Consider the following 13,450-nt stretch of genomic DNA (forward strand, 5'->3'; position numbering starts at 1 on the left):
GGACGCGCAGGCGCGCGTCCGCGTGCTCGCAGGTCCGTTCGCGGCGTTCGTCGCGCGCTTCCCGCGCCACCTCCCACAGGTCCGGGCCGAGCAGACCCGGCGGGTCGGGCTCGCGTTCCGACCAGAGGACGCGTTCGGTCCGCAGGATGCGCTCGGCGGCGGGGTTCATGTAGGCCGCGCGCCACGCCGCGTCGAACACGACGACGCCGTCCTCGTGGGCGTCGAGGGCGTCGAGGACGAGCGGCGTCACGCCGACGGGAACGGGCATCACCGCAGTGTAGGAATCGTCACGGAACGGGAGATGGGAAGGCGTTGAGGCTTCCCTGGAAAACGGCGTGACGCCCGGCGGTGCGTCCGCCGGGCGTCACGTGAGGACGTCACTCGCCGCGCAGGGGGATGTTCGCGACGAGGACGACGGTGTCGCCGCGCTGCTCCACCTCGACGTTCGGGCCGACCGCGCGGCCCTGCGTGGGGAAGTAGCGCTCCACGACCTCCATGAGGTCACGGCGCAGCGCGTCCACCTTGCCGGGCGGGATCTGCGCGCGGTCGTACGCGAGGACGAGTTCGAGACGGTCCTTGAGGGTCTCCTTGGTGCGCTTCCCGCGACCCCAGAACATCAGGCACCTCCGAAGAGTCGACGCAGCGCGGCGAGGAAGCCCCGGTCCTCCTCCAGCTTCATGAACGGCACGTCCTCGCCGCGCAGACGGCGGGCCGTCGCCATGAACGCCTGCCCGGCCTTGCTGCTGCCGAGCACGGCGGGCTCGCCGACGTTGGTGCTCACGAGGATGCCCTCGTCCTCGGGGACGATGCCGATGGGTTTCACTCCGAGGATCTCGAGGATGTCGGCCTCGCTGAGCATGTTGCCGCTCGCGACCATCTTGGGCCGCAGGCGGTTGATGACGAGGCGGATCTCGCGGACCTGCTGCGCCTCGAGCAGGCCGATGATGCGGTCCGCGTCACGGACGCTCGACACCTCGGGGTTCACGACGACGAGGGCGCCCTCGGCGGGCGCGGCGGCCGTCTTGAAGCCCGACTCGATCCCGGCGGGCGAGTCGATGAGGATGCGGTCGAAGCCTTCCTCCTCGATGAGTTCGCGGACGACCGTGCGCATCTTGTCCGCGTCGAGGGCGTCCTTGTCTTTCGTCTGGGAGGCGGGAAGCAGGTACAGCGTCTCGACACGCTTGTCGCGGATGAGGGCCTGCCGCATGCGGCACTTGCCTTCGAGCACGTCGATGAGGTCGAAGACGACGCGGCTCTCGAGGCCCATGACGACGTCGAGGTTGCGCAGGCCGACGTCCACGTCGATCACGACGACCTTCTCGCCGAGCTTCGCGAGTCCCGCGCCGATGTTGGCAGTCGTGGTGGTCTTGCCCACCCCTCCCTTACCGGAGGTCACGACGATGACTTTGGCGTTCAATCTCCATCCTCCTCAGCACGCCCCTCGGGGGCGATCGGTGACAAGTGTAGACGCATTCTCCGGCGTGGGCGCGCGGCCCGCGACACCGGAGACCGCTGACAACACTAAATGCGCTCTGGGAGAGAGCATACCATGTTCCGGGAGATTTCCTTCATGCAACGTTAAGCGCGGACGCCTTTTCTCATGCGAGGTGAGGCCGTGAGGTCCCCCGGATCGCCACGAAAGCGGGGCGGGCGGGGTCTCCCCCGCCCGCCCCGCGACCGACGTCGATCAGTCCGCCGGGTTGGCGCTCGGCTCGCGGCGCGCCTTGGACACCGCCTCGCGGACCACGTCGCCGGTGATGAGCTCGCTGGTGAGGAGCGCGTCGGCGACCTCGTGCATGGCGCCCGCGTACTCCGTCACGAGCTGCTTGGCGCGGGCGTAGGCGCGGTCGAGGATGCGCTTGACGTCCTCGTCCACGAGCCGCGCGGTGTGCTCGCTGAACTCCTTGCGCTGCGCCATGTCCTCGCCGAGGAACACGGGGCCGTTGTCGGTCGTGAGGGCCTGATGCTGGAAGGTGTCGCCCATGCCCCACTCCAGGACCATGCGCCGGGCCATGTTGGTGCTCTTGCGGAAGTCGTCCGCGGCGCCCGTCGTGACCTGACCGATGAAGACCTCCTCGGCGGCGCGTCCGCCGAGCGACACGACCAGCTGGTTCTCCAGACGCTCGCGGCTGACGAGCACCTGCTCCTCGGGGAGGTAGAAGGCCGCGCCGAGCGCGCGTCCGCGCGGGATGATGCTGACCTTCTGGAGCTTGTCCGCGCCGGGCGTGACGGCCGCCGTGACGGCGTGACCGGCCTCGTGGTAGGCGATGGCGCGGCGCTCGTCGGGCGTGACGGTCAGGCTGCCGTTCTCCAGACCGAGGGTGATCTTGTCGAGCGCGCGGTAGAAGTCGCTCATGTCGATCTGCGCCTTGTTCACGCGCGCCGCCTCCAGCGCCGCCTCGTTCACGAGATTCTTGAGGTCCGCGCCGGAGAAGTACGGCGTGCTCTTGCTGAGCTCGTCGACGTTCACGCTCGTGGAGAGCGGCTTGTTGCGCATGTGGACCTTGAGGATCGCCTCGCGCTCCTTCATGTTCGGCAGGTCGATGGTGACCTGACGGTCGAAGCGGCCGGGGCGCAGCAGCGCCGGGTCGAGGATGTCCGGACGGTTCGTGGCGGCCATGATGATGACCGAGGTGCTCTTGTCGAAGCCGTCCATCTCGGAGAGGATCTGGTTGAGGGTCTGCTCGCGCTCGTCGTGACCGCCGCCGATGCCCGCGCCGCGCTTGCGGCCGATGGAGTCGATCTCGTCGATGAAGATGATGGCGGGCGCGGCCTTGCGGGCGTCCTCGAAGAGGGTTCGGACGCGGCTCGCGCCGACGCCGACGAACATCTCCATGAACTCCGAGGCGCTCACGGTGAAGAAGGGCACGTCCGCCTCACCGGCCACGGCGCGCGCGAGGAGCGTCTTGCCGGTGCCGGGAGGGCCCACGAGCAGCACGCCCTTGGGGATCTCCGCGCCGATGTTGACGTACTTCTGCGGGTTCTTGAGGAAGTCGACGACCTCGATGAGCTCGCGCTTGGCCTCCTCGTGCCCGGCGACGTCGCCGAAGGTGGTGTTGACGCGGTTCTCCTTGCCGTAGCGCTTCGCGCGCGACTGGCCGAACTGCATCACGCCGCTCTGACCGCCCTGGGCGCGCATGAAGATGAAGTAGAACAGACCGACGAACAGCAGCAGGGGCAGGAAGTTGAACAGGATCTGCGGCCAGATGCTCTGCGCCTGCTGACGCACGCGCACGCCCGAAGCCTGCAGCTGCTGGATGAGGGAGTTGTCGGGCGTCGCCGGGTTGGAGAGCAGACGCGTGGTGAAGGTCTGACTCGACACGGGCGCGTCCCGACCGACGACGTCCACGTTCTGGGCTTCCTTGAGCGTGACCGTCGCGTTGCCGCCCGACAGGAACACCGACTCCACGCGACCCTCGCTGACGAGGTTCTTGAAGGTGGTGTAGTCGATCTCGGGACGCGCGCCGACGGGGTTGTTCGCGAAGACCAGGTACAGGCCGAGGACGAGCAGCAGGATAAGCCAGGGATTGAAACGCCTCAAGGTGATGTCCTCCAGAAAGACGGGGTACTGCCAACGCTGTGGTGGGCGCGGCGGGACGCCGGGAACACGGTCCGGCGCGACCGGAGCCGCGATGGGTTGAGTGTACCAGACTCAAGTCGGGACAAGTGGCACGGGGAACACGCTGGAACTTGAGCGTGTTCAAACCATTCGCGCCCCCTCCCCACCCGTCCGGACGGCGCCGCACGGGCCGGGCGCATGGCACCATGAGGCATGAACAAGTCCCGCCTGGAGGCCTTCTCGGACGGCGTGCTGGCCATCATCATCACGATCATGGTGCTGGAGCTGCGTCCCCCCGAGGGCGAGGGCTGGACCGCGCTGCTGCGCGCCTGGCCGCACCTCGTCGGCTACGCCGTCAGCTTCGTGTACATCGGCATCTACTGGACCAACCACCATCACGTCATGCAGGCCGTGCGGCGCGTGAGCGGCGCGGTCCTGTGGGCCAACCTGCACCTGCTGTTCTGGCTCTCGCTCTTCCCCTTCGTCACGGAGTGGGTCGGCGAGAGCCACTTCGGCGCGGTCGCCATGACCTGCTACGCGGGCGTCGCGCTGCTCGCCGCCGTCGCCTACACCATCCTCGTGCGCGTCATGATCCGCGCCGACGACCGCAACCACCTCCTCGCGGAGGTCGCCTCGGGCGGCGGCGACCTCAAGGGCAACCTCTCCATCGTCGCGTACGTCGTGGGCGTCGTCGCGCCCTTCCTGGGACGTGGCGGCACCGCCGTCACGGGCGCCATGCTCGCCCTCGTCGCCCTGATGTGGCTCGTGCCCGACCGCGGCATCGAACGCGTCCTCGCCCTCGGCGGAGAGCGGGAGTAGGGATTACTGGAGGAGGCTTCGCGCGATGATCACCTTCTGGATCTCGCTCGTCCCCTCGTAGATGCGCAGCAGGCGCTGATCGCGGTACCAGCGCTCCACGGGGTAGTCCTTCATGTACCCCATGCCCCCGGCGATCTGCACGGCCTTGTCCGCCACGCGCGAGAGGGCTTCCGTCGCGTGGAGCTTCGCGGCGGACGCCTCCATGCCGACGCTCCGGCCCTGATCGACCAGCCACGCCACGTACTGCCACGTCGCGCGGCTCGTGACGACGTCCACCTGCATCTCCGCGAGCATGAACTGCACCGCCTGGAAGTCCGCGATGGGCCGCCCGAACTGCTCGCGCGTACGGGCGTGCGCCACGCCGAGCTCCACAAGGTGCGCCATGCTGCCCGTCGCGCGCGCCGCGATGCCGACGCGGCCGTTCGTCAGGATCTTGAGGGCCTCGCGGTAGCCGCCGTGCAGGGGCCCGAGGAGGTTCGCGGCGGGAATCTCGGCGTCCTCGAAGATCACCTCGGCCGAGAGGGCGCCCCGCTGGCCCATCTTCTCGTCGATGCGGCCGACGCGCACGCCGGGCGTGTCCATCTCCACGAGCAGGGCGCTCATGCCGCGAGCGCCCTGCGTGGGGTCCGTCACGGCGATCACGGTGAGCAGGCCCGCGACGGGCGCGTTGCTGATGTAGTGCTTCGTGCCGCTGAGGACGAAGACGTCGCCGCGCCGCTCGGCGCGGGTGCGGATGTTGGCGGCGTCGCTGCCGCTGGTGGGTTCCGTGATGGCGAAGCCCGCGATGGTCTCCCCCGTCGCCATGCGCGGCAGGAAGCGTCGCTTCTGCTCCTCGGTGCCGAGCGTGACGAGGCCGGTCGTGCCGATGGAGGCGTGCGCGCTGATCACGCCGCCGAACCCCATGTGTGCGTGCCCGAGCGCCTCGTACAGCGCGCACTTCGAGACCATGTCGAGGCCGAGGCCGCCGTACTCCTCGGGGATGCTGAGGCCGAACAGGCCGAGGTCGGCGGCGGCGCGCGTGAGGTCGTCGGGAACGCGGTTCGTCGCCTCGATCTCGTGCGCGCGGGGCTCCACGACGTCGTGCGCGAAGTCGAGGACCGCGCGGCGCATCTGCTCCACTTCCGGGGGGAGGTTGAAGTCCATGAATGTCCTTTCGGGCGCGCGGGCGCCGGGGCGGGATTGTGCGGGTTCGGCCCAGTATGACATCCACGCAGGAGGGCCGGGCCCCACGAGGAGCCCGGCCCGGCGCGCACGCGCTCAGCGCGGCTTGAGGTGGTAGAACTCCATCCCGACGGCCGTGCGGTCCTTGAATCCCTTCCAGTACGTGTGGTCCGGCTTCGGGGTGCCGTCGGCGTTGAGGGAGGTTTTCCCGTCGACGGCGCGCGGCACGAGGTCGAGGTACGCGCCGAGCTTCTCGCCGCGCAGGTACGTCCCGAGGAACGCCGTGAGGAAGTGCTGGTTGACGTTGTTCAGACGCCGCGAGTCCCAGGCGGGCTCGCTGTAGTGCATGAAGTCCTCGAAGTTCGCGGACGCGGCGGGCGGCGTGGGGTTCGGGGCGACGTTGTGCCGCGCGTTCTCGTACACGAGGAGGTAGCGGTCCGCGTTGACGGCGAGGTCGAAGATGCGCTTCGTGCCCTCCGCGAAGCCGGACACGTCGTCCTGATCGCCCGCCACGAACAGCGTGGGGACCCTGAGGCCCGCGAGGCCCGCCGCGTCCCAGAAGCCGAGCTGCGCGCCCCACGGCGCGAAGGCCACGACGGCCTTGATGCGCGGGTCGCGGCTGCGCTCGAAGGCCGCGTTGCCCGCCTGCCGCACCGCGAGCTTCCCGCCGGGCACGCCCCAGGAGGCCTTCACGGCGGCCTCGCTGAAGCCCGCGCCCGCCGCGTTGAGGGCGCCGTAGCCGCCCATGGAGTACCCGACGAGGGCGGTGCGGTCGGCGTCCACGAGCCCCGAGAGGAAGCTGCCGCTGCCGGGCGCGGCGAGCTTCGCGACGTGGTTCAGCACGAAGAGGTCGTCGAGGGGTCGGTTGAGCAGGGTGCTCGCGAAGCCTGCCTTGTCGGCGCGGGTGCTCTCGGTGTGGTCGATCGCGACGACGACGTAGCCCTTGGAGGCGAGGTTCTCCGTGAGGTAGCTCATCATGAGGCGCGAGCCGGGGTAGCCGTGCGAGACGATCACGAGCGGCGCGCGGCCCACGGACGCGTCGGGCTGCGCGTCGCGGACGGCGCGGCCCGCGAACTCGAAGGGTGTGTTGGGCCGCTTCGGGTCGTTCGGGCCGCTCCCGAGCACGTCCCGGTAGGTGGTGAGGGCCGCCTGGCCCGCCGCGAGCCTCGCCGGGTACCAGACTTCCAGGGTGAGGGTGCGGTCCACGCGCGGGTCGGGGTTCTGCTCGCCGAGCTTCAGGATGTCGAGCTGGTCCGGGTTCGTCGCGGTGATGGTGCGCACGCCCACCGCGTACTTGCCGCGCGCGGCGAGTTCGGGCGCGTCGGGACGGGCGTCCCCGTACACGAAGGTCGTGTCGGGCGCGGCGGTGTTCTGGGCGCTCACGACGCCTCCGAGACTGAGGACGGCGAGGGCGGCGAGCAGGGCGGGGCTTCGCATGCGGGGGCTCCTTCGGGAAGGGTGGGGTTGTGAGGACTTCGCATGAACCATACTCGGGCGCGCGTGGGTCGCGCGACAAGATGAAGGCGGACTCAAGCCCCTCGGGAAGTGCCAACCGGGACGCGCGCCCCACCTTACGGACGTACGCCGCGCGGCCCCTCGCGGCGCGCGTGTGGGATGGCATCCACGCACCCGCACGTGTTCTCATGGAAGTATGAAGGTGCGTGACTCCGCCCTCGCGGCCCTCGACGGGCTGCGTGACGGCATGACGGTGATGGTGGGCGGCTTCGGCCTCGTCGGTGCTCCCCTCACCCTGATCGACGCGCTGTGCGAGCACGGCGCGCGGGACCTGACGATCGTCAGCAACAACCTCGGCGAGCCGGGCGGCAAGGGCCTCTCGCGGCTCCTCGCGCTCGGCCGCATCCGCCGCGCGGTCGGCAGCTACTTCACCAGCAACCCGGAGGTGGTCGCGGCGGTGGAGCGCGGCGAGCTGGAGGTGACCCTGCTGCCGCAGGGCACCCTCGCGGAGGCCATCCGCGCGGGCGGCGCGGGCCTCGGGGGCTTCTTCACGCCCGTCGGGGCAGGCACCCTGCTCGCCGAGGGCAAGGAGCAGCGCCTCATCGACGGGCGCCTGCACGTCCTGGAGTCGCCCCTCCGTGCCGACTTCTCCCTCGTGCGCGCCTGGCGCGCGGACGGCCTGGGCAACCTCGTCTACGACAAGACCCAGCAGAACTTCAACCCCGCCATGGCGGCGGCGGGCGCCGTGACGGTCGCGGAGGTCGACGAGCTCGTGGAGGTCGGAGACCTGCCGCCCGCCACGATCCACACGCCGCACCTCTACGTGAAGCGCGTGGTGCGGGCGCAGGTGAGGATCACGGACGTGAAGAGCGTCGAGGAGATGCTCCGATAAGTCGCAGAGACACGCCGACGCCCCTGGCATGAGGACCGGGCCGTCCCGGTCCGTACACGGGCGAGTCCGTACGACGGCAGAGCGTTCGACGCGAGAGCGCCGACGGCCGCCTCCAGTCCGAAAATCCCCTCACTCCACGGGCGGTATACTGGAGTTTACATGTCCACGGAACCGATCCAGATGACCCGCAAGGGCTACGAGAAGCTCAAGACCGACCTCGACTACCTCAAGACCGTCCGCCGCGAGCAGATCAGCGAGTACATGGGGAGCGCCATCGCGGACGGCGACCTCCGCGAGAGCGCCGCGTACGACGAGGCGCGCATGCAGCAGTCCGAGAACGAGGCCCGCATCCTGGAGATGGAGGACCGCCTGTCGCGCGCCGTGATCGTCGAGACGGAGGATCAGGGCGACCGCGTGGGTCTCGGCGCGCGGGTCAGCGTGGAGGACGGGCGCGGCAAGACGCACCACTTCGAGATCGTCGGCACGTACGAGGTGGACGTCCTGGGAGGCAAGATCAGCGATCAGAGTCCCATCGGGCAGGCGCTGTCGGGCCGCTCGAAGGGGGACGTGGTGCAGGTGCCGCTCCCGAAGGGCGCGCAGCAGTTCAAGATCCTCGACGTGAAGTACGAGTGATTCACGGCGCCGCCCGCGGGGGCGGCGCGTTCGCAAAGGAGCCTCATGACCTCAGTCCGTCCGTCCGTCCGTTCCGTCATCGCCGAGCGTGCCGCGCGCGAGCTTCGCGCGGGGGACGTCGTGAACCTCGGGATCGGCATCCCGGCGCTCGTCCCGGCCTTCGTGACGCCCGGCAGCGTGTTCCTGCACTCCGAGAACGGCGTGCTGGGCTTCGGGGACACGCCCGCGCCGGACGCGGTGGACCCGAACCTCGTGAACGCGGGCAAGCAGCCCGTGACGGAGGTGCCGGGCAGCGTGTACTTCGATTCGGCGGCGTCGTTCGGGATGATCCGGGGCGGGCACGTGGACGTCGCGGTGATCGGGGCGCTGCAGGTGAGCGCGCGAGGCGACATCGCGAACTGGGCGGTGCCGGGCAAGGCGGTGCTGGGCGTGGGCGGCGCGATGGACCTCTGCGCGGGCGCGCGGCGCCTCGTCGTCACGATGACGCACACGGAGAAGGACGGCCGTCCGAAGATCGTGGAGGAGCTCTCGCTGCCCGCCACGGCCTTCGGGGTGGTGGACGCCGTCGTGACGGAACTCGCGGTGTTCCGCGTGGTGGAGGGGCGGCTCGTGCTGGTGGAACTCCAGCCGGGCGTGACGCTCGCCGAGGTGCGGGAAAAGACCGGAGCCGCTTTTGAGTGGAGAGACGCGCCGACGCCCGAGGCATGAGGACCGGGCCGTCCCGTCCATGAGTGCAGAGACGCGTCGACGGACGAAGCGAAAGCGAGGGGCCGTCCCCGAGCGTATTCCGGTCGGTCCGTGCGCAGCCGAAGCTCCGTATGAACGCTGAGTCCTTCCTCCGAAGCGGCGATCTGAGCTTCGAGGAAGAGGCGGCGCTCCCGGTGGAGCGCCGCCTCTTCCCTTCCTACGTTCAGCTCAGCGTGAGTTCGGGCGCGCGGCCCTTCGGGAAGCGCAGCGCGGGGAGGTCACGCCGGTGGTCCTCGATGAGGCCGCCGCCGAGGAGGCGCGGGCCGTCGTAGAGCACGACGCTCTGGCCGGGCGTCACGGCGAACTGCGGCTCGTCGAAGGCGAGCTCGAAGCCGTCCTCGCCCACGCGCAGGACGCGGGCGCGGACGGGCGTGGCGCGGTAGCGGACCTGCACGTCCACCGTCCCGGGCAGGTCCGCGAGGTCGAGGAGCCAGTTCGCGCCGCGCGCGCGCAGGCCCGTCCACTGGCAGTCCGAGTGATCGCCCACCCAGACGGTGTTGGTGGCGGGGTCGAGGTGCACGACCCAGCGGACCTCGTGCGTCCTGTAGAGCCCGAGACCCTTCTTCTGCCCGAGGGTGTAGAACTGCGTGCCGAGGTGCTCCCCGACGACCTCGCCCGTGCGGAGCTCCACGATGTACCCGGCGCGCGCGGGAACGAACTCGGAGACGAACTCCCGGACGGTGCCGGGCACGAAGCAGATGTTCTGCGACTCGGGCTTCTGCGCGGTGAGCAGGCCGTACTGCTCGGCGAGTTCGCGCACGCGGGGCTTCTCCATCTCCCCGACGGGGAAGAGGATGTGCCGCATGGCGCTCCTGGGGGTGCCCCACAGGAAGTACGTCTGGTCCTTGCGGGGGTCGTCGCCGCGGTGGAACTCGACGGTGCCGTCCTCCCTGTCGACGCGCTTCACGTAGTGTCCGGTCGCGACGTACTCGCAGCCGAGCATGCGGGCGCGGCGGACGAGCGCGTCGAACTTCACCTTCGTGTTGCAGTTCACGCAGGGGTTGGGCGTGCGGCCCGCCGCGTAGTCCGCGACAAAGGGCTCCACGATGGAGCGCTGGAACTCGTCGCGGTAGTCGAGGAGGTAGAAGGGCACGCCGACCTGATCGGCGACGCGGCGCGCCTCGTACGCGGCGTCCGGGGAGCAGCAGGTGTCGAAGGTGTCGGTGCGTTTGTCGTCCGGCCAGAAGCGCATCATCGCGCCGATCACGTCGTAGCCCGCGTCACGCAGCAGCGCGGCCGAGACGCTGGAATCCACCCCGCCCGACATCGCGCACAGCACCCGTCCTCTCGTCATACGAAGAGGGAGTCTAGCAGGCGCGCGCCCTCGGGGGCGTGAGCCCGGTCACTCGGTGCGCGCGGCCATACCGGGAGGACCCCCGGGGCCTGATAGCATGGTCCGGATGCTGCCCGACGAGCAACTGCTGGAGGCCGCCGAGCGTTTCGGCACGCCGCTCTACGTCTACGACGCCCGCGAGATCGACGCGGCCCTCGCCCGCGTGCGGGCCGCCTTCGGGGACGCGCGCGTGTTCTACGCGATGAAGGCCAACTCGAACTTCGCGGTGCTGCGCCGCCTTCGCGCGGCGGGCGTGGGCTTCGAGGCCGTCTCCCCGGGCGAGCTCGCCCGTGCGCGCTTCCTCGGCTGCTCCGGCGACGAGGTGATCGTGAACGGTCCCGCGAAGACGCCCCAGGAGTACGCCCTCGGCGGGGAGATCGGCGCGACCTTCGTCGTCGACCGCGAGGAGGAGGTGGAGCGCGTGCCCGCCGGGGCGCGGGTGCTGGTGCGCGTCAACCCGGCGCTGGACGTCAGCACGCACGATCACCTCGCGACGGGCGCGCCCGTCAGCAAGTTCGGGGTGCGGCTCGACCGTGTGGCCGCGACCGTCGCGGCGGCGCGGGCGCGCGGCCTCCACCTGCGCGGCCTGCACGTGCACATCGGGAGCGCCATTCGCGACGCGTCGGACTTCCTCGCGGCCTTCGAGCGGCTCGCGGGGCTCGCGTCCACCGTGGGGGAGCTGGAGGTGCTGGACGTCGGCGGCGGCTGGGGTGTGGACGCCGACCTCGCGGGTATCGCGCGCGCGGCGCGTGAGGCGCAGGCGGCCTTCGGCGCGCGCGAGCTGTGGGTGGAGCCGGGCCGTTACCTCGTCGCGACCTCGGGGACGCTCCTGACCCGCGTCGTCGGGACGAAGGAGACCGGGCGGCGCTTCGTGCTGGTGGACGCGGGCATGACGGAACTGCTGCGTCCCATGCTGTACGGCGCCACGCACCCGGTGCGGCCGCTGTGGGCGGGCGCGGACGCGGGGCTCTTCGACCTCGCGGGGCCCGCGTGCGAGAGCGGCGACCTGCTCGCGCGCGACGTTCCCCTGCCCGAGCCCGCCGTGGGCGCGGTGCTCGCGGTGGGTCAGGCGGGCGCGTACGGGGCGGTGATGAGCAGCACGTACCTGTCGCGCTCCCGGCCCGCCGAGGCGCTCTGGGACGGCGAGTGGCGTCTGGTGCGTCGCCGCGAGCGTCCCGAGGACGTCTGGCGCGCCGAGCTCGACGCCGAGACCGTGACGGCCTGACCTCACCCTCGCCCCGCCCGGAGGACGCCCTTGCACCCCAGCTTTCGCGACTTCGATCCGGCCGTTTCCGTCACGAACCTGCGCGCGCACCGTCACGGCGTGCGTTTCGGCGTGACGCTCGCGAGCGGCGCCCGCCTGCGCGCGGAGGTCACGTTCTACCAGGGCGGTTTCGTACGGGTCCGCTTCGGGGACCGCCGGAGGGTGCCCGCGCGGGACGACGTGGACTTCACGGCGCTGGAGCCCGACGAGGTGAGCGTGTCCCGCTGGGAGAACCACGCGGTGATCGCCGGGGAGAGGCTGTGCCTGAGGTTGCGGCTCGACGTGTTCCACCTGGAGGTGGGCCGTGACTCGGACGGCTGGGAGACGCTCTGGGCGTCGGGCTTCGACGACCTCGACCCGGCGGGCCGTCCGCGCGTGCTGACGCTCGGCGTGACCTCGGACGGGCGGATGGCGGCGTCGTTCGCGCTCGACCCGACGGAGCACGTGTACGGCCTCGGGGAGCAGTTCACACGGCTCGACCGCTACGGGCAGACGCTGGAGGGAACCTCGCCGTTCTTCGCGTCCAGCAAGGGGTACGGGGTGCTGTTCAATTCGGCGCGGCCGCTGCGGCACGAGATCGCGAGCCCGCGCCTGTCGCTGCTGTCGTACGTGGTGACGTCGCCCGTCCCGGCCCTGGAGTACGTCGTGCTCGACGGACCGGACCTGCGCGGGGTGATCTCGCGGCTGTGGCGTGTCACGACGCGGGAGGCGTCCCCGCCCGAATGGGCGCTGGGGCTCATCGTGCCCACCCGTGACCCCGGGGACGTGACGGAGCGCTGGCGGGAGCACGGCGTGCGGGCCGAGGTGACCGACGAGACGAATCTGGTGTGCTGGGGTTCGCGCGCCGTCGGGACGCTCGGCGCGATGGCGGCCGCGCTGCGCGGCGCGCTGGGGTGCGGCCTGTCGGGGCAGCCGTGGTGGGGCAACACGGTGAACAACTCCACGAGCAGCCTCACGCCCGAGCTGTTCGTGCGCTGGTCGCAGTTCGGGCTGCTGTCGTCGCACGTGCAGTACGTGAACCCCGCGCGAGCCCCCTGGACCTTCGGGCCGCGCGCCGAGGCGATCTTCGCGCGGTACGCCCGGCTGCGCTCGGAACTGCGGCCGTACCTGCATCACCTCGCGTGGGAGGCGCGCGAGCACGGCTGGCCCCTCATGCGCGCCATGACCTTCGAGTTCCCGGACGACCCCACCTGCCTCACGCTGGAGACGCAGTACATGCTGGGCCCGGACCTGCTGGTCGCGCCCGTCCTGACGCCCGCCGCGCACGTCACGGTGTACCTCCCGGACGGCGAGTGGATCGAGGCGCTGTCGAACCGGACCTTCACGGGGCCGCGCTGGCTGCGCCTGCGCGAGCTGCCGCTGGAGTCGATGCCGCTGTACATGCGCTCGGACGCGGCGATCCCGCTGGCGCTCGATCCGGACTGCCCGGAGGGGCCGTACACCTTCGACCTGTTCGTGCGGCTGGGGTTCCAGCGGACCTTCGAGCTGCCCGGCGGGCGGGTGACGCTGCAGGTGGAACGCGCGGGCCGCGAGGTGTTCGTGGACGCCCGGGCGGGCGCGGGGCGGCACACGCTGCGGCTCCGTGGC

At 70.8% G+C, this 13,450-nt stretch carries 13 protein-coding genes; 6 read left to right on the forward strand and 7 right to left on the reverse strand.

Going from position 1 to position 13,450, the window contains the following annotated elements; genetic code table 11:
* The 4 genes from DEIPI_RS38630 to ftsH form a co-directional block, all read right to left on the reverse strand.
* Nucleotides 1-268 (reverse strand): hypothetical protein (locus DEIPI_RS38630; RefSeq protein WP_045233366.1); only part of this gene is annotated, 268 nt, incomplete at its 3' end.
* Nucleotides 269-377: 109 nt separating this feature from the next.
* Nucleotides 378-617 carry a cell division topological specificity factor MinE gene (minE, locus tag DEIPI_RS0101200; RefSeq protein WP_027480587.1) on the reverse strand — a complete coding sequence of 80 codons (240 nt, stop codon included), beginning with the start codon at nt 615-617 and terminating at the stop codon, nt 378-380.
* Nucleotides 617-1,417 (reverse strand): septum site-determining protein MinD, encoded by an 801-nt coding sequence (gene minD / locus DEIPI_RS0101205; RefSeq protein WP_027480588.1) that lies wholly within the window; start codon nt 1,415-1,417, stop codon nt 617-619. Before minD ends, minE begins: the two co-directional genes overlap by 1 nt.
* 270 nt (nt 1,418-1,687) lie before the next feature.
* On the reverse strand, nt 1,688-3,541 hold the full coding sequence (gene ftsH, locus DEIPI_RS0101210) for an ATP-dependent zinc metalloprotease FtsH (protein WP_027480589.1): 1,854 nt from the start codon (nt 3,539-3,541) through the stop codon (nt 1,688-1,690).
* Nucleotides 3,542-3,772: 231 nt separating this feature from the next.
* Here ftsH and DEIPI_RS0101215 point away from each other — a divergent pair, with 231 nt between their 5' ends.
* The gene (locus tag DEIPI_RS0101215) at nt 3,773-4,378 is read left to right on the forward strand and encodes a TMEM175 family protein (RefSeq protein WP_027480590.1); all 606 of its coding nucleotides are present in this window, start codon (nt 3,773-3,775) and stop codon (nt 4,376-4,378) included.
* Nucleotides 4,379-4,381: 3 nt separating this feature from the next.
* Here DEIPI_RS0101215 and DEIPI_RS0101220 read toward each other — a convergent pair whose 3' ends face one another.
* Together DEIPI_RS0101220 and DEIPI_RS0101225 are read right to left on the reverse strand one after the other, a co-directional pair.
* Nucleotides 4,382-5,521 (reverse strand): acyl-CoA dehydrogenase family protein, encoded by a 1,140-nt coding sequence (locus DEIPI_RS0101220; RefSeq protein WP_027480591.1) that lies wholly within the window; start codon nt 5,519-5,521, stop codon nt 4,382-4,384.
* A gap of 114 nt (nt 5,522-5,635) precedes the next feature.
* Nucleotides 5,636-6,976 carry an alpha/beta hydrolase family protein gene (locus tag DEIPI_RS0101225; protein ID WP_027480592.1) on the reverse strand — a complete coding sequence of 447 codons (1,341 nt, stop codon included), beginning with the start codon at nt 6,974-6,976 and terminating at the stop codon, nt 5,636-5,638.
* Nucleotides 6,977-7,190: 214 nt separating this feature from the next.
* Between DEIPI_RS0101225 and DEIPI_RS0101230 the strand changes: the two genes are divergently transcribed.
* From DEIPI_RS0101230 to DEIPI_RS0101240, 3 genes are all read left to right on the forward strand, one after another.
* Nucleotides 7,191-7,886: a CoA transferase subunit A gene (locus DEIPI_RS0101230; protein ID WP_027480593.1), complete on the forward strand. Its 696-nt coding sequence runs from the start codon at nt 7,191-7,193 to the stop codon at nt 7,884-7,886.
* Nucleotides 7,887-8,045: 159 nt separating this feature from the next.
* Nucleotides 8,046-8,519, forward strand: a complete 474-nt coding sequence (locus DEIPI_RS0101235) for a transcription elongation factor GreA (RefSeq protein ID WP_027480594.1) — start codon at nt 8,046-8,048, stop codon at nt 8,517-8,519.
* A 45-nt stretch (nt 8,520-8,564) separates the two neighbouring features.
* Nucleotides 8,565-9,227, forward strand: coding sequence for a 3-oxoacid CoA-transferase subunit B (locus tag DEIPI_RS0101240; protein WP_027480595.1), 663 nt, complete (start codon nt 8,565-8,567; stop codon nt 9,225-9,227).
* Nucleotides 9,228-9,429: 202 nt separating this feature from the next.
* On the opposite strand, the gene mnmA is transcribed toward DEIPI_RS0101240, so the two are convergent.
* Nucleotides 9,430-10,560 carry a tRNA 2-thiouridine(34) synthase MnmA gene (gene mnmA, locus DEIPI_RS0101245; protein ID WP_027480596.1) on the reverse strand — a complete coding sequence of 377 codons (1,131 nt, stop codon included), beginning with the start codon at nt 10,558-10,560 and terminating at the stop codon, nt 9,430-9,432.
* A 106-nt stretch (nt 10,561-10,666) separates the two neighbouring features.
* On the opposite strand from mnmA, the gene lysA reads away from it, so the two are divergent.
* Complete coding sequence (lysA, locus tag DEIPI_RS0101250; RefSeq protein ID WP_045233367.1) at nt 10,667-11,824, forward strand: diaminopimelate decarboxylase; 1,158 nt, start codon at nt 10,667-10,669, stop codon at nt 11,822-11,824.
* A 30-nt stretch (nt 11,825-11,854) separates the two neighbouring features.
* A partial coding sequence (locus DEIPI_RS0101255) for a TIM-barrel domain-containing protein (RefSeq protein ID WP_027480598.1) occupies nt 11,855-13,450 on the forward strand: 1,596 nt, incomplete at its 3' end.

The sequence above is a fragment of the Deinococcus pimensis DSM 21231 genome (genome assembly GCF_000519345.1).
GTDB classification, from domain to species: Bacteria; Deinococcota; Deinococci; order Deinococcales; family Deinococcaceae; genus Deinococcus_A; species Deinococcus_A pimensis.

What these genes read in the sequence shown, in the direction of transcription:
- DEIPI_RS0101235 (WP_027480594.1), top strand. Translation starts at nt 8,046, where the DNA reads ATGTCCACGGAACCGATCCAGATGACCCGCAAGGGCTACGAGAAGCTC.
- DEIPI_RS0101225 (WP_027480592.1), bottom strand. Translation starts at nt 6,976, where the DNA reads ATGCGAAGCCCCGCCCTGCTCGCCGCCCTCGCCGTCCTCAGTCTCGGA.
- mnmA (WP_027480596.1), bottom strand. Translation starts at nt 10,560, where the DNA reads ATGACGAGAGGACGGGTGCTGTGCGCGATGTCGGGCGGGGTGGATTCC.
- minE (WP_027480587.1), bottom strand. Translation starts at nt 617, where the DNA reads ATGTTCTGGGGTCGCGGGAAGCGCACCAAGGAGACCCTCAAGGACCGT.
- DEIPI_RS0101220 (WP_027480591.1), bottom strand. Translation starts at nt 5,521, where the DNA reads ATGGACTTCAACCTCCCCCCGGAAGTGGAGCAGATGCGCCGCGCGGTC.
- lysA (WP_045233367.1), top strand. Translation starts at nt 10,667, where the DNA reads ATGCTGCCCGACGAGCAACTGCTGGAGGCCGCCGAGCGTTTCGGCACG.
- DEIPI_RS0101215 (WP_027480590.1), top strand. Translation starts at nt 3,773, where the DNA reads ATGAACAAGTCCCGCCTGGAGGCCTTCTCGGACGGCGTGCTGGCCATC.
- DEIPI_RS0101240 (WP_027480595.1), top strand. Translation starts at nt 8,565, where the DNA reads ATGACCTCAGTCCGTCCGTCCGTCCGTTCCGTCATCGCCGAGCGTGCC.
- DEIPI_RS0101230 (WP_027480593.1), top strand. Translation starts at nt 7,191, where the DNA reads ATGAAGGTGCGTGACTCCGCCCTCGCGGCCCTCGACGGGCTGCGTGAC.